Consider the following 15,197-nt stretch of genomic DNA (forward strand, 5'->3'; position numbering starts at 1 on the left):
ATATAAATATTATTCCTTATATCATTCGATTTGTAAATGCTTTTTACAAATCACTCGCAAGATATCCCTAGATTTGCAAACGCTTTTTCTAAATAATAAATTTACATTGAATCGAATTATTTTATAAATGATAATAAGGGTGTAAATAAAATAGCAAAGGAGCAATACAATGACAAAAGGAATCAAAATCGCTACCATTGGTGGCGGCAGTAGTTATACTCCGGAGTTAATGGAAGGCTTTATCAAACGCTATGAAGAACTGCCAATTCGGGAAATTTGGTTAGTAGATATCGAAGCAGGAAAAGAAAAACTGGCAATCGTTGGAGCGATGGCACAGCGAATGTGGGATGCTTCTCCTTATGATGTGAAAATCCACATGACGCTGGATCGAGAAGAAGCCTTGAAAGATGCAGATTTTGTTACGACTCAATTTCGAGTAGGCTTGCTGAATGCCCGGATCAAAGATGAGCGTATTCCTGCCTATTATGGCATGATCGGTCAAGAAACCAACGGTCCTGGCGGGATGTTTAAAGCATTTCGGACAGTACCAATTATTCTGGAAATCGTAGAAGATATGAAACGCTTATGTCCAAATGCTTGGTTGATTAATTTTGCCAATCCAAGCGGCATGGTCACAGAAGCGGTTGTCCGTTATGGGAAATGGGATAGAGTGATTGGACTTTGCAATGTTCCTGTGATGGCGACCATGATCGAACCTGCATTGATCGGTAAAGAGCCGGATGAGTTAATCTACAAATTTGCTGGCTTAAACCATTTCCATTGGCATAAAGTCACTGACTCACACGGAAATGATGTGACGATGGATATTATTGATAAAATGTATCAGGAAGATAATGGTTTGCCGAAAAATATTTTTGATGTGCCGTTTTATCGTGAACAATTAGAACAAATGAGAATGATTCCTTGCGGTTATCATCGCTATTACTATCGTCAAGAAGAAATGTTGAAGCATGCACTGGAAGAATATCAGACTGTAGGAACGAGAGCGCAGCAAGTGAAGCAAACAGAGGCAGAACTTTTTGAACTTTATAAAGATCCAGAATTGGATCATAAACCAGAACAGCTGCAGCAACGTGGGGGAGCCTACTATTCAGATGCGGCTTGCGAAACGATTGCCTCGATTTATGCAAACAAAAATACCCAGATCGTGGTCTCAACCAAAAATGAGGGAGCTGTTCCTGACCTACCGGCTGATTGTGTTGTCGAAGTTACCGCGTATGTTGGGGGACAAGGTGCCCGCAATGTGGCTTTTGGCGAGCTGCCGACTGCAGAAAAAGGCTGGCTACAAGTAATGAAGGCTATGGAGCTTTTAACGATCGAAGCAGCGGTTACTGGCGATTACAATACCGCATTACAAGCTTTCACCATTAACCCATTGGTGCCATCAGGAGAAACAGCTAAACGCGTAATGGATGAATTATTTATTGCTCACAAAGCTTATCTACCAAACTTTAAATCAACGATTGAGCGTTTGGAAAAAGAAGGAATCGAAGTTCAAGACGAACTGGCAAAATCACTTAATTAATCAACAAAATATCAAGAAAGTAGGAATGAAATAATGGGATTTAGAAAAGACTTTTTATGGGGCGGCGCAACTGCTGCCAATCAGTGTGAAGGAGGTTACAACGAAGGTGGGCGAGGCTTAGCCAATGTCGATGTTGTACCGATCGGTAAAGATCGTTTTCCAGTCATCACAGGACAGATGAAAATGTTTGATTTTGATGAGGATCATTTTTATCCTGCCAAAGAAGCAATCGATATGTATCATCGTTACAAAGAAGATATTGCTTTATTTGGAGAAATGGGCTTTAAAACCTATCGTTTGTCCATTGCTTGGAGTCGTATTTTTCCAAAAGGGGACGAACAAAAACCAAATGAAGACGGCTTGAAATTCTATGAGGATCTCTTCAATGAGTGCCATAAATATGGTATTGAACCACTGGTAACGATCACGCACTTTGATTGTCCAATGCATTTAGTAGAAAAATATGGTGCTTGGCGTTCACGAGAATTAGTAGGCTTTTATGAGAATTTATGCCGAGTTATTTTTAATCGTTACAAAGGATTGGTCAAATATTGGTTAACTTTCAACGAAATCAACATGATTCTTCACGCGCCATTTATGGGAGCTGGCCTCTATTTTGAAGAAGGCGACAACGTGGAGCAGGTCAAATACCAAGCGGCCCATCATGAATTATTGGCATCTGCGATTGCGACGAAAATCGCTCACGAAGTAGATCCGGAAAATAAAGTGGGCTGTATGCTGGCTGCAGGTGCCTACTACCCTTACACAAGTAAGCCTGAAGATGTTTGGGCATCAAGAAAATCAGATCGCGAAAACTATTTCTTCATTGATGTCCAGTCTCGGGGAGAATACCCACAATATGCATTGAAGGAAATGGCCCGTAACGGGATTGAGATCAAAATGGAAGAAGGCGACTTAGAGTTATTGAAGGCCCACACAGTTGATTTTATTTCATTCTCTTACTACTCTTCTCGGGTATCGACAACAGATGCTGAGCTATTGGAACAAACTTCTGGAAATATTTTTGCTTCAGTAAAAAATCCTTATTTGGAAGCAAGCGAATGGGGCTGGCAGATCGACCCATTAGGTTTGCGGATTACTATGAATGACCTTTATGATCGTTACCAAAAACCATTATTCATTGTAGAGAACGGTTTGGGTGCTGTTGATACACCAGATGCTGATGGCTATGTGGAGGATGATTACCGAATTGATTATCTTGCAGCACATATACAAGCCATGAAAGACGCCGTTGAACAAGATGGTGTTGATCTATTAGGGTATACAACATGGGGATGTATCGATTTGGTCTCTGCGGGAACAGGTGAGATGAAAAAACGCTACGGTTTTATCTATGTTGATCGCGACAATGAAGGCAATGGTACGCTGAAACGGACAAAGAAAAAATCCTTCGACTGGTACAAACAAGTCATTGCTTCAAATGGCGAAGACTTAACAAACAAATAATCATGCTTGCGGCTTCTTCTTGGATGAATTCTAAGAAGAAAGCCGCTGATAGTCTTTACGATGGAGGGATAATATGGGGTTTCCAAAAAATTTTCTTTGGGGTGGCGCAACAGCTGCGAACCAATATGAAGGCGGCTATCTTTCTGGCGGAAAAGGGTTAAGCACCCTCGATGCCATTACAGGAGGCAGTATGGATCAGCCGCGAATGATTACCTATAAAACAAAAGACGGCCAGATCGGGAAAGTTACTCGGGATACCGAATTACCTGAAGGTGCCGTTGGGTACATCGATCCAGAGCAGTATTATCCTAGTCATGTGGCGACAGACTTTTACCATCATTATCAGGAAGATATTGCGTTGTTTGCAGAGATGGGCTTTAAGTGTTTTCGGATGTCTATTTCCTGGGCGCGGATTTGTCCAAAAGGAACCAGAGAGATCAACGAAGACGGCCTGGCTTTTTATGATGCAGTTTTCGATGAGCTGTTGAAGCATGGCATTGAGCCAGTGGTGACGATCAATCACTTTGATATTCCTATGTGTTTAGCGGATGAATATGATGGTTGGTCGAATCGCAAAGTGATCGACTATTTCTTGTTTTTCTGCGAAACGATCTTCACTCGTTACCAAGATAAAGTGAAATATTGGATGACGTTTAACGAGATCAACTTTTTGAGAAGTTGGACACAAATTGGTATTCATAAAAATGATAAGCAGCATAAGTATCAAGCTGCTCATCACTTGTTTGTAGCAAGTGCTAAAGCAGTACAAATGGGACACCGAATCAACCCGGATTTCATGATTGGGATGATGGTGGCGTATATTCCAAGTTATCCGATGACAGCTAATCCAGAGGATGTTTTAGCTGCATTGCAATTCAATCGGGAACAAGAATTCTATATTGACGTTCAAGCAAAAGGCTATTATCCTGCCCACAAGGTAAAAGAGTTCGAACGTGAAGGGATCGAAATCAAAAAAGAAGCTGGAGATGACGCGGTCATTGCGAACGGAACGGTTGACTATATCGGTTTTAGCTATTATATGTCAACCGCTTCTTCAGCAAATCCTGAAACAGTCAAGTATGTTGGCGGCAACCAAATGCCTGCGGTGAAAAATCCTTATTTAGCCGAATCGGATTGGGGCTGGGCGGTCGATCCATTAGGGTTGCGGATCTCATTGTGTCAATTGTCTGATTGTTATCATCTTCCTTTATTTGTAGTAGAGAATGGATTCGGTGCCATAGACAAAGTGGAATCTGACGGCTCGATCAATGACGATTATCGAATTGATTATTTCAAAAAACACATTGCAGCCATGAAAGATGCGATAACTCTTGATGGCGTAGACTTGATTGGCTATACACCTTGGGGATGTATCGATCTTGTATCGGCAGGAACTGGTGAGATGAAAAAACGCTATGGCTTTATTTATGTGGACATGGATGATCACGGGAACGGAACATTGGCCCGGAAAAAGAAAAAATCATTTGATTGGTACAAAGAAGTGATTGCTTCAAATGGAGAACAACTTTAAAGAATAAGAAAACATCCCCGCATTCATGGCGCAAACAGCAGTGAGAGAGTATTCATTGCTGTTGCAAACCGATGAGTGAGTGGATGTTTTTTCTGGTTAGATCATTAGCCAAGAACCTTTTCAATACTAGGGATCATTTTGGTTGGATTGGTCTGAGGGGCAAAACGTTCAACGACATGTCCCTTGCGATCAATTAAAAATTTAGTAAAATTCCATTTGATCGCTTTCCCCATCGTTCCTGGGGCTTCTTCCTCCAAGTATTGAAAAAGCGGATCAGCTTCTTTTCCGTTGATGACTGTCAATTGATGCATCGGAAAGTCAACACCATAGGTTGTGCGACAAGCTTCGGCAGCTTCACTAGCAGAATGAACTTCTTGTTTGAATTGGTTGGAAGGGAAGCCTAAGACCATCAATCCTTGGTCGCGATATCGTTGGAACAATTCTTCAAGTTCGTTGAATTGGGGGCTCAATCCGCATTTTGTCGCCGTGTTGACGACAATGATGGCTTGCCCCCGATAGCGTTCTAATGAATAGGTTTCACCGTTTTCCAAAGTGGCTTGAAACGCGTAAATTGACATTTTTTTGCTCCTTTCGATAGTTGACAGTATTTTCTAATTGTTGATTGTTCAGTAGTTCTAAACTTGTAATTAGTATATTTCAATCTGGAGGAAAAACCAAAAATAATTGATTTTCTTTCAGCAGTAAATAGACACAAGGCAGCAAAAAAAGGTTGGGATCAGAAGTGTTAAACTTCGATAAATAAGGAGGAATATATGGAAATTGCTTTTCAATTTTTTGGTATTTCGACTTATTTCCGAAGACATTGTTTCGGCTACCGCTGTTTAGACGTGTTTAGAGCGTGAAACAAAAGTATTTTTTACTTTTGTTTCACGCTCTTTTATTCGCTTTGACATTCGATTGTCTAATTGGCAGAAAAGATGACCTTTTTAGCAAGTCATTAGATTTCTGAAGCGACTTCGCCTTCAATTTCTTTTCCATGGACTACCGATTTGGTTTTCCACACACCGGAATACCAACGATAAATCATTAAAATACTCCGCAATGCTTCATCAATTGCGTAAGCGATCCAGACACCAATCAAGCCAAATTTAAAGACGATGGCCAAAGAGTACGAGAATGGTAAGCTGATGACCCAAAGAACAATCAAACTGCAGAATAATGGGAATTTAACATCCCCGCTGGCATTTAAAGAGCCCACTAGAATCATATTGACCGCACGTGCTGTCTCTAGGACGATTTCAACGAGAAATACGCCTTTAGCGATTGAGATGACTTCAGCATTGGTAGTAAAGATTCCCATAATCGGTTCGATAAAGAGATAAGTCAATAAACAAATTGTAACAGAAGCGATGATGCCAATGATCATTGTGCGCATGCCCCGTTTTTGTGCTCGCTCAAATTCTCCTGCGCCTACATGACGACCAATCATGATTTGATTTCCCTGACTTAACGCCGAGGCGATCAAATACACAAATTGAGTGATCGCTGTAACATAAGACTTAGCAATCAGCACGCTTGAACCTAATTGCGCAACGATCATCGTTACTACCACTTGTGCTCCTTGATAAGACAAAGATTCTCCTGAGGAAGGTAGGCCATAGGTTAAGACATTTTTCATTACGTCCCATGATAAATACTTCAATCGGGCAGAAAGAACAGAAAAACCAACGTGTTTTTTCAGTAAAAATGCCGCAACAATCAAGCCAATCGTATTGCCGAAGACACTGGAGAAAGCTAGTCCTGTTACACCGAAATTAGGTAAGCCAAAAGGACTGTAAAGTACAAAGTAGTTACCAATAACAGCTAAGATAATGGCAAACATCGGTACAAGCAAAGCAGGTTTCGTAAAGCTGTGGCTACGCATGACCGCGATAATGACAGCTGTCAGCGAAGAAATAAACAAGCTTCCGCCATATACTTGCAGGTAGCCGCGACCCAAATCAACCAATGCTTCTTCTAATCCCATAAAATGCAGCAATTGATCAGAGCCAAAGATAAACATCAAGCTGATCAAAATACCTAAGAATAGAGAACCAAAAAGTGCTGTATTGATCACAGTAGGGATTTTATCTCGCTGCTTCGCACCAATTAGTTGAGCAATAATGATTTGCGTACCGACAGTGATGAAACCATAAATAAAGACGGTCAGATTCAGCAATTGATTTGCTGCGCTGACGGCAGCGACTGCTGGTTCAGAATAATGGGAAATCATCCATACATTGACATTCCCAATAATCACACGTAAAAATAGTTCAACAAAAATCGGCCAGCTAAGAAACAATAGTTCCCGATCAGATCTTTTCAAAAGTTTTTTCTTATTCAATTGTAAGGACTCCCCGTTTTCTATATAATAGATGTATCGTGAAAATTTTACAAAAAATGAAAAGAAAGTCAATGTAATTTTCAGAGAAAAAAACGGGAATATCTTATTATTTTTTGTAAGCAGAACATTCGACAGAAATTCTTTTTGAAAGTAAAGTATGGGTAGTCGAAAATGGAGGGAACAATTATGTATGATGTAATTATTATCGGCGCTGGACCTGCCGGCATGACAGCAGCGCTGTATGCGTCACGGTCAAATTTATCTGTTCTGATGATTGAGCGGGGAGCTCCTGGCGGTCAAATGAATAATACTGCTGAGGTTGAAAATTATCCTGGCTTCGATTCGATCTTAGGCCCAGAACTTGCTTTTAAAATGTATGAAAGTGCCATCCGCTTTGGCGTGGAGAATGCCTATGGCATCGTTCAAGGGATCACGGATCATGGAGAGTACAAGGAAGTCTGCACAGAAGACAAGAATTATCAAGGGAAAACTGTGATCATTGCAACAGGCTGTGTACATAGAAAATTAGGAGTCAAAGGCGAGGAAGAATTCGCTGGACGCGGAGTTTCATATTGTGCAGTTTGTGATGGCGCCTTTTTCCGCAACAAACGGTTGATCGTAGTTGGTGGTGGAGATTCTGCAGTCGAAGAAGCGATCTACTTAACACAATTTGCTTCAGAAGTAACGATTGTCCACCGTCGGGATGAGCTACGTGCGCAAAAGATCATCCAAGAACGAGCATTTGCCAATGAAAAGATCTCATTTATTTGGGATTCTGTCGTGGAAGAAATCAAAGGCAACGAGATGGTCGTAACTGGTGTTCAAGTGCGAAATGTCAAAACAAATGAAGTAACGGAAGAAGCGGCTGGTGGTGTCTTTATCTACGTTGGGCTAGATCCATTGACTGAACCATTCAGAGCTAGTGGACTCACGAATGAAACAGGTTGGATCCCAACCAATGAAATGATGGAAACAACTATGCCAGGCGTCTATGCGGTAGGGGATGTTCGAGAAAAAGGCTTACGACAAATCACTACAGCAGTCGGGGACGGCAGTATCGCTGGCCAACAAGTATTTGATTTTATAGAAACACAAAAAGACCAGCAACCAGTTAAATAATTATCGAACGCACTGTTATTTATAAAACGTTATTCGTTTTTGATAGCAGTGCGTTTGCATTTTCGTTTGGTTATTCTTTGAGAAAAACAGAAGTAGTGTTATACTAAAATTATAGTCATTTTAAAGTTAGAAGGAGTGGTTTTTGTATGGGATGGGAACAAATTTATGAGCAATGGAAAAATCATCAACAATTAGAAGCAGGGTTGAAGGATCAGTTAACAGAACTGGAGAAAGATCCAGAAATGTTGCAAGATGCTTTTTATATGCCGCTTGAATTTGGTACTGCTGGGATGCGAGGGATCTTAGGACCTGGGATCAACCGCATGAATATCTATACGGTCCGTCAAGCAACAGAGGGATTGGCGCGCTTCATGGATACACAAGATCCAGAAACCCGTCGCCGCGGTGTCGCAATCGCATATGATTCTCGTCATTTTTCACCAGAATTTGCGATGGAAGCAGCCAAGACATTAGCAAAACACGATATTCCTGCCTTTGTGTTTGAAAGCTTACGTCCAACCCCTGAATTATCTTTTGCGGTACGTTATCTGCATACGTTCACTGGAATCATGATTACAGCATCTCACAATCCGGCAGCTTATAATGGATACAAAGTATACGGCGAAGATGGTGGACAAATGCCTCCAGCAGATGCGGACGCCTTGACAGCTTTTGTTCGAGAAATTGAAAATCCATTAGAAATTCCAGTTTTATCAGAAGAAGAAGCAAAGCATAGTGGATTGATCACGATTATCGGCGAAGAGGTCGATACTGCGTATCTAAAAGAAGTCAAAACAGTGACAATCGATCAAAAATTAATCGAGACAACAGGGAAAAATCTTAAATTAGTTTACACACCATTACACGGAACAGGTCGGATGCTTGGTGAAAAAGCTTTGAAACAAGCAGGGTTTGAGCAATTTATTATTGAACCTTCACAAGCTGTTGCGGATCCAAACTTCAGTACAGTCAAGTCACCAAATCCAGAAGAACATTCTGCCTTTGAATATGCGATTGCTCTGGGAGAAAAAGAAGACGCAGACTTGTTGATTGCAACTGATCCGGATGCGGATCGCTTGGGTGCTGCAGTCCGGATGCCTGATGGAAACTATCAAGTATTGACAGGAAATCAATTAGGCGCATTGATGATCCGTTACATTCTAGAAGCCCACAAGAATGCCGGCACACTACCGGAAAATGCAGCAGTCCTAAAATCGATCGTTTCTAGTGAATTGCCAACAGCGATTGCCCAGTCTTACGACGTTGAAATGGTCAATGTATTGACTGGCTTCAAATTCATTGCCGAAAAAATCCAACAGTATGAAACAGATCATTCCCATACGTTCATGTTTGGTTTTGAAGAAAGTTACGGTTACTTGGTAAAACCTTTTGTGAGAGATAAAGATGCGATCCAAGCACTTGTCTTGTTGGCTGAAGTCGCTGCTTTTTATAAACAATCGGACAAAACACTTTATGATGGATTGCAAGATATCTTTGAGGAATATGGTTATTATGCCGAAAAAACGATTTCTGTTACGATGAGCGGTATGGAAGGTGCAGCCAAAATCACTGCATTGATGAAAACATTCCGAGAAAAAGCACCATCAGTTTTCGCGGGTATACCAGTCGTTCAAACAGAAGATTTCAAAGAATTGACAAGAGTTGGTTTAGATGGTCACATGCAAAAAATGACTACACCACCGTCAGATGTATTGAAATATACTCTTGAAGATGAGAGCTGGATTGCGGTTCGTCCTTCTGGAACCGAACCAAAAATAAAATTTTACATTGGTGTCAAAGGAAACTCTTCTGAAGATGCAGCAAATAAAATTGCTGAACTTGAAGCTGCCATTAATGAAATTACAGAAGTTTAAGCGATAAACAAGAGCTAGATCCTTTTCAAATACTTGGATGAGAATCAGATAGATTATTTTGCTGATATTCAGTTCTTCTTGGAGAACTTATTATAGGAAAATGTGCTGCTTCTTTTCCAGGTATTTGGGTGGATCCTGCATTTATTTTGACGCCTTGTTTTCAATGGGGCTTGACAAAGAATGCTTGAACCAGCTAGAATTTTATTCACCATCAAGAAAGGAAGACCAGCATGACTCAACCAGATCAAGAAGATATCCAAAAAGTCACTCAAATTTTTAAAATGCTTGGTGATCCTACACGTTTGAAGATATTGCTTTCTTTAGAAGAAGGAGAACGTAATGTAACTTCGATCGCAGAGCAAGTGATGATGGAACAATCTGCGGTCTCTCATCAATTGAAACTATTGAAAGATAATCGGATCGTAAAATCGGAACGACAAGGAAAGACAATTTTATATAGTTTAGATGACAAGCACGTAGTCGACATCTTACAAAAAACATTCGCTCATATCCATCACCGCTGAAACTAGGACGAGAATTTCTCGAAAGTCCTAGTTTTTTCTTATGCTTTTTGGTATGCTAGTAGAAAATTAAAAATGGATGAACGATTTTTTAATAACGTTTTCGGTAAGGAGGCTATATGAAAGAGCAATTAAATATAGGACTACTAGGAATGGGTGTCGTAGGCACTGGAGTCTGCCAACTATTAGCGGAACAAAGAGAGGCAATCGCAGCCCGAACTGGTGTCGAGATTTTTATTACGAAAGCATTGGCCTCTCCTTATGATGATAAAAGCGCAATTGCCCAAAAATACGGGTTTGAACTGACTAGTGATATTCAGGAAATCTATCAGGATGAGTCCATCGATGTCATTGTGGAATTGATTGGCAAGATCGATCCTGCGAAGGATTTTATTCTTGGTGCGTTAGCTCACAAGAAACATGTTGTAACCGCCAATAAAGATCTCTTGGCGTCTCATGGCCCAGAACTGACTGCCGCTGCTAAAAAAGCCGGTGTTGCATTGTATTATGAAGCCAGCGTGGGAGGCGGGATTCCTATCTTGCGAACATTAAGCACGCATTATTTACCCGATACGATTACCTCGATTTCTGGCATCGTCAATGGTACGACGAATTATATGCTGACAAAAATGTTAACAGATAACTTAAGTTATGAGGAAGTTCTAGCTGAAGCACAGGCAAAAGGATTTGCAGAATCGGACCCGACCAATGATGTGGACGGTATTGATGCAGCTTATAAGATGGTCCTCTTGACAAAATTTGCATTTGGTATGACGATCGAGATGAAAGATGTTTCTATCGGCGGCATTCGTGGATTAGCAATTGAAGACATCATTTATGCCCAACAACTAGGGTATGAAGTGAAACTTATTGGTACGGCACAAAAGACACCAAAAAATCATGTCGCTGTTTCTGTTGGTCCAGTTCTTGTCCCTAAGCCCCATCCGCTAGCCTCAATCAAATATGAGTTTAATGGCGTGTATATCGAAAGTACGGGCATCGATCGTTCCATGCTTTACGGGCCTGGAGCGGGGGCTCGTCCTACTGCAACGAGTGTGCTGGCAGATGTGACGGAGATCGCTAAAAATAAATCTGCTGGGATCACTGAATCATTTCTAACCTTTGAACAGCCGACTCAGATTGCAGTACCAGATGAGCTTCGTCAACGTTATTACATTGCGTTGACTGGACCATTAGCAGCGCAGCAACAGACATTGGACTGGATCGACCAAGAATCTATCTTGGAAAAGAAAGCATTTTTGACGAAGCCATTGAGTCCCTCGGAATTAACAGCAGCATTATCGATTTTTGAAGATGGTCGAATTAGCCAAATCATGAAAGTAATGGAGGAGTAGCAGATGTATGAAGGACTATTAAAGCACTATAAAGAGTATTTACCGGTGACAGAAAAAACACCGCTAATCTCATTAGCAGAAGGAAACACACCGCTGATTCCATTGAATAACTTATCAGAAGAATTGGGTATCACATTATATGGGAAATACGAAGGACTAAATCCTACTGGATCTTTCAAAGATCGGGGAATGGTGATGGCAGTAGCCAAAGCGGTGGAAGAAGGCGCAAAAGCAATCGTTTGTGCTTCTACTGGTAATACCAGTGCTGCAGCAGCAGCGTATGCGACACGAGCAGGAATCAAAGCCTATGTGGTGATTCCAGATGGTAAGATCGCAATGGGCAAGTTGGCACAGGCAATCGTTTATGGCGCGGATATTATTTCTATTCCCGGGAATTTCGATGAAGCACTAAAAGCAGTTAGAGAAATTGCCAAAACAGAAGCTGTGGCCCTCGTGAATTCAGTCAATCCTTACCGTTTGGAAGGACAAAAAACCGCTGCCTTCGAAATTTGCCAGCAGTTGGAGAAAGCGCCAGATGTACTAGCAATTCCAGTAGGAAATGCTGGAAACATCTCTGCTTATTGGAAAGGATTCAAAGAATGGCATGACAAACAAGGGACTTCACTACCAAGAATGCATGGATTTGAGGCAGAAGGTGCCGCAGCAATCGTAAAAGGCGCGGTAATCGAAGAGCCAGAAACAATCGCAACAGCGATTCGGATCGGCAATCCAGCAAGTTGGAAGCTAGCAGAAGCCGCTCGTGATGAATCAAAAGGGTTTATCGATGCTGTAACCGACGAAGAGATCTTGAATGCTTACCGAAAGGTAGCTGCACAAGACGGTGTCTTTATTGAACCAGGATCGGCTGCTTCACTAGCAGGCGTGATTCAGCACGTGAAAAACGGGAAAATTCGTCCTGGTGAAACCGTAGTGGCAGTCTTTACTGGAAACGGCTTGAAAGATCCTGATACAGCTATTCAGGCTACCGAAGTAGCGATCCATAAGATGAGTGATCTAGAAGAAATGCGGCAACACCTGCGTAAAGGAGTGTCTCAACTATGAAGATTCGCGTTCCTGCAACCAGTGCAAATTTAGGACCTGGTTTTGATTCTTGCGGGATTGCTCTCTCAAAATATCTATTCATTGAAATTATGGAAGAAAGTGACCGATGGGAGATCTTACATGAACTCGGCAGTGAAATCCCTAATGATGAAAGTAATCTGCTGTTACGTGTCGCGCTGAAGCTTGCACCTACACTTACACCGCGTAAAATCCGCATGTACTCAGATATACCTTTAGCACGGGGATTAGGCAGCAGTTCATCGGTTATCGTGGCTGGAATCGAATTAGCCAATCGTTTAGGACACCTGAACTTAAGTGATGCACAGAAAGTTGATATTGCAACGGCCATTGAAGGCCACCCCGACAATGTGGCACCGGCAATTTATGGCGATTTTCTGATTACGGCCTTTGATCATGAACATAAACAAACTTATGTTGTTAAACATCATTTTCCGGAATGCAATATTGTTGCTTATATTCCGCAAGAACAATTGTTGACAGAAGCTAGTCGGAATGTCCTCCCTAAAACACTGGACTTTTCAACTGCTGTTGAAGCCAGTGCAATCGCCAATGTGATGATCGCAGCAGTGATCAAAGGGAATCTACCTTTAGCAGGTAAAATGATGCAGGCGGATCGTTTTCATGAGAACTATCGTGAAAAATTAATTCCGCATTTATCCACGATCCGCCAAATTTGTGAAGAAGAAGGCGGCTATGGCTGCTTCCTGAGTGGGGCTGGACCAACTGTCTTAGCGATTGTCCCACCCGAAAAGGCAGATAAGATCTGCCGCCTTCTCCATGCGCTTGAAACCAATGCAGCAATCGAACAGCTGCAGATCGATCGCGAAGGCGTCCAAGTCTTTTAGACTTTTCTGATTTGACACAAGCAAAAATCCCCAGAATAATGGTACAGTCTAGCTGACCATTACTCTGGGGATCTTTTTGTCTAAAATGTATGTGGCTGGTTATTCTTCTGTTTCTGACGTGTAGTAACTATGGTCTTCCAAATTCAATGCATTCAAAATCATGGAAGCTGTCTCTTCAATTGAAAGAGAGGCAACATTAATGACGATGCAGCCTAATTTTTGATAAAGATCATTGGCAAACTCTAATTCAGCCCGGATTTTTTCAATATCTGAATACGCCGTGTCTGGATTCAATCCGTAAGAACGCATCCGTTCTTTGCGTATGCTGTTTAAAACGTCGGGATCATTCGTTAACCCAACGATTTTGCTCGGTTCGATTTCCCACAACTGCTTAGGAATATGTGCTTGGGGCACAAGAGGCAAATTCGCCACCTTCAAGTTTTTGTTGGCTAAGAAAAGACTTAGCGGTGTTTTTGATGTTCGGGAAACACCTAACAAAACGACATCGGCTTCGAGAAAACCTCGTGGGTCTTTTCCATCATCGTATTTAACAGCGAATTCCATTGCTTTGATACGTTTGAAATAATTTTTGTTTAAATGATGCAATGCGCCGGGTTCTCGCGACGGAGCGACACCTGTGCGTTTTTCTACCTCGGTGACAGGAGGAGTCAATACATCAAAATGATATAGGTCGGCTTCTTCACAAAAGTGATTGGTTAGCGAGACTAGCTCATCGTTAATCAGTGTGTGCAAAATAATGGCATCGTGTTTTTTGGCATCAGTCAACGCCTGGATCAAGTGTTCTTTGGTGTGAATAAAGGTACGCCGAAATAAGTTGAATTCAACACTTGGGTACTGTGCCATGGTTGCTTGAGCTAATTTGGAGGCCGTTTCTCCTGCTGAATCGGACAAGACAAAAATCGTGACAATCGTTTCTTGTGGGTTCATAGTAAAATCCTCTCTTGCATTTTTGATAATTTCATTATACCATACTTACGATCGCTAAAAATCGGAATGATTTTGATTTACTGGAGGGATTCGATGAAAAATCAACCATTGATTGAGCAAGCTATGTCGATATTAAAAGAACATGGCTATAAATATACCAAAAAAAGAGAAGCTATCATTACTTATTTAGTGAAACGCAACCGTTATTTGCCGGCAAAAGAAATCCATGATTTCATGTCTGAAGAATACCCGGGTCTAAGTTATGACACGATCTATCGGAACCTTCATGATTTTTCTGAGATTGGCATCTTGGAAGAGACTGAATTGAATGGAGAAATGAAATTTCGTTATAATTGCTGCGTGGAATTGGAAGATCATCACCATCATCATTTTATTTGCACGGTTTGTGGCAAAACAAAAGAGCTGCATATTTGTCCAATGGATTTCTTTCAAGAACAATTGCCCGGGTGCAGTATCGAAGGCCATCGTTTTGAAATTCTAGGCAGATGTGAAGATTGTCGCTGATTGTTCGGATTCTAAGATTGAATCAGGAAGTTCATCGAC

At 41.4% G+C, this 15,197-nt stretch carries 13 protein-coding genes; 10 read left to right on the forward strand and 3 right to left on the reverse strand.

Annotation, left to right across the window (positions count from 1 at the left end; translation table 11 throughout):
• The first annotated feature begins 169 nt into the window (after positions 1-169).
• The 3 genes from AB5Z52_RS01535 (at position 170) to AB5Z52_RS01545 (ending at position 4,544) form a co-directional block, all read left to right on the forward strand.
• Positions 170-1,546 carry a 6-phospho-beta-glucosidase gene (locus tag AB5Z52_RS01535; protein ID WP_003126266.1) on the forward strand — a complete coding sequence of 459 codons (1,377 nt, stop codon included), beginning with the start codon at positions 170-172 and terminating at the stop codon, positions 1,544-1,546.
• Between the two features lie 33 nt (positions 1,547-1,579).
• Positions 1,580-3,013, forward strand: coding sequence for a 6-phospho-beta-glucosidase (locus AB5Z52_RS01540; RefSeq protein WP_003126267.1), 1,434 nt, complete (start codon positions 1,580-1,582; stop codon positions 3,011-3,013).
• Between the two features lie 73 nt (positions 3,014-3,086).
• On the forward strand, positions 3,087-4,544 hold the full coding sequence (locus AB5Z52_RS01545) for a family 1 glycosylhydrolase (RefSeq protein ID WP_003126268.1): 1,458 nt from the start codon (positions 3,087-3,089) through the stop codon (positions 4,542-4,544).
• Positions 4,545-4,648: 104 nt separating this feature from the next.
• Here AB5Z52_RS01545 and AB5Z52_RS01550 read toward each other — a convergent pair whose 3' ends face one another.
• Positions 4,649-5,122, reverse strand: a complete 474-nt coding sequence (locus tag AB5Z52_RS01550) for a glutathione peroxidase (RefSeq protein ID WP_005471196.1) — start codon at positions 5,120-5,122, stop codon at positions 4,649-4,651.
• 380 nt (positions 5,123-5,502) lie between these two features.
• Positions 5,503-6,888, reverse strand: a complete 1,386-nt coding sequence (locus AB5Z52_RS01555; protein ID WP_137264523.1) for an MATE family efflux transporter — start codon at positions 6,886-6,888, stop codon at positions 5,503-5,505.
• A 186-nt stretch (positions 6,889-7,074) separates the two neighbouring features.
• Here AB5Z52_RS01555 and trxB point away from each other — a divergent pair, with 186 nt between their 5' ends.
• The 6 genes from trxB (at position 7,075) to thrB (ending at position 13,685) form a co-directional block, all read left to right on the forward strand.
• A complete protein-coding gene (gene trxB / locus AB5Z52_RS01560) occupies positions 7,075-8,007 on the forward strand; it encodes a thioredoxin-disulfide reductase (protein WP_003126271.1) in 933 nt (310 codons plus the stop codon).
• A gap of 146 nt (positions 8,008-8,153) precedes the next feature.
• Entirely contained in the window at positions 8,154-9,881 is a 1,728-nt protein-coding gene (locus tag AB5Z52_RS01565; protein ID WP_005471201.1) for a phospho-sugar mutase, read from the forward strand.
• A 230-nt stretch (positions 9,882-10,111) separates the two neighbouring features.
• The gene (locus AB5Z52_RS01570; protein WP_003126275.1) at positions 10,112-10,405 is read left to right on the forward strand and encodes a metalloregulator ArsR/SmtB family transcription factor; all 294 of its coding nucleotides are present in this window, start codon (positions 10,112-10,114) and stop codon (positions 10,403-10,405) included.
• A gap of 116 nt (positions 10,406-10,521) precedes the next feature.
• Positions 10,522-11,757 carry a homoserine dehydrogenase gene (locus tag AB5Z52_RS01575; protein WP_003126276.1) on the forward strand — a complete coding sequence of 412 codons (1,236 nt, stop codon included), beginning with the start codon at positions 10,522-10,524 and terminating at the stop codon, positions 11,755-11,757.
• Positions 11,758-11,760: 3 nt separating this feature from the next.
• The gene (gene thrC / locus AB5Z52_RS01580) at positions 11,761-12,819 is read left to right on the forward strand and encodes a threonine synthase (protein WP_003126277.1); all 1,059 of its coding nucleotides are present in this window, start codon (positions 11,761-11,763) and stop codon (positions 12,817-12,819) included.
• On the forward strand, positions 12,816-13,685 hold the full coding sequence (gene thrB / locus AB5Z52_RS01585; RefSeq protein ID WP_003126278.1) for a homoserine kinase: 870 nt from the start codon (positions 12,816-12,818) through the stop codon (positions 13,683-13,685). The genes thrC and thrB overlap by 4 nt, the downstream gene beginning before the upstream one ends.
• A gap of 99 nt (positions 13,686-13,784) precedes the next feature.
• Here the strand turns inward: thrB and AB5Z52_RS01590 are convergent, their stop codons facing one another.
• Positions 13,785-14,633, reverse strand: a complete 849-nt coding sequence (locus AB5Z52_RS01590) for a pyruvate, water dikinase regulatory protein (protein ID WP_003126279.1) — start codon at positions 14,631-14,633, stop codon at positions 13,785-13,787.
• 93 nt (positions 14,634-14,726) lie between these two features.
• Between AB5Z52_RS01590 and AB5Z52_RS01595 the strand changes: the two genes are divergently transcribed.
• Complete coding sequence (locus AB5Z52_RS01595; protein WP_003126280.1) at positions 14,727-15,158, forward strand: Fur family transcriptional regulator; 432 nt, start codon at positions 14,727-14,729, stop codon at positions 15,156-15,158.
• Positions 15,159-15,197: the final 39 nt, after the last annotated feature.

The sequence above is a fragment of the Enterococcus sp. RTP21361st1_A6_RTP21361_211029 genome (assembly GCF_040910045.1).
In the GTDB taxonomy this organism is placed as follows: domain Bacteria; phylum Bacillota; class Bacilli; order Lactobacillales; family Enterococcaceae; genus Enterococcus_D; species Enterococcus_D gallinarum.

What these genes read in the sequence shown, in the direction of transcription:
- AB5Z52_RS01550 (WP_005471196.1), bottom strand. Translation starts at nt 5,122, where the DNA reads ATGTCAATTTACGCGTTTCAAGCCACTTTGGAAAACGGTGAAACCTAT.
- AB5Z52_RS01595 (WP_003126280.1), top strand. Translation starts at nt 14,727, where the DNA reads ATGAAAAATCAACCATTGATTGAGCAAGCTATGTCGATATTAAAAGAA.
- trxB (WP_003126271.1), top strand. Translation starts at nt 7,075, where the DNA reads ATGTATGATGTAATTATTATCGGCGCTGGACCTGCCGGCATGACAGCA.
- AB5Z52_RS01570 (WP_003126275.1), top strand. Translation starts at nt 10,112, where the DNA reads ATGACTCAACCAGATCAAGAAGATATCCAAAAAGTCACTCAAATTTTT.
- AB5Z52_RS01535 (WP_003126266.1), top strand. Translation starts at nt 170, where the DNA reads ATGACAAAAGGAATCAAAATCGCTACCATTGGTGGCGGCAGTAGTTAT.
- AB5Z52_RS01540 (WP_003126267.1), top strand. Translation starts at nt 1,580, where the DNA reads ATGGGATTTAGAAAAGACTTTTTATGGGGCGGCGCAACTGCTGCCAAT.
- AB5Z52_RS01590 (WP_003126279.1), bottom strand. Translation starts at nt 14,633, where the DNA reads ATGAACCCACAAGAAACGATTGTCACGATTTTTGTCTTGTCCGATTCA.
- AB5Z52_RS01545 (WP_003126268.1), top strand. Translation starts at nt 3,087, where the DNA reads ATGGGGTTTCCAAAAAATTTTCTTTGGGGTGGCGCAACAGCTGCGAAC.
- thrB (WP_003126278.1), top strand. Translation starts at nt 12,816, where the DNA reads ATGAAGATTCGCGTTCCTGCAACCAGTGCAAATTTAGGACCTGGTTTT.
- AB5Z52_RS01575 (WP_003126276.1), top strand. Translation starts at nt 10,522, where the DNA reads ATGAAAGAGCAATTAAATATAGGACTACTAGGAATGGGTGTCGTAGGC.
- thrC (WP_003126277.1), top strand. Translation starts at nt 11,761, where the DNA reads ATGTATGAAGGACTATTAAAGCACTATAAAGAGTATTTACCGGTGACA.
- AB5Z52_RS01565 (WP_005471201.1), top strand. Translation starts at nt 8,154, where the DNA reads ATGGGATGGGAACAAATTTATGAGCAATGGAAAAATCATCAACAATTA.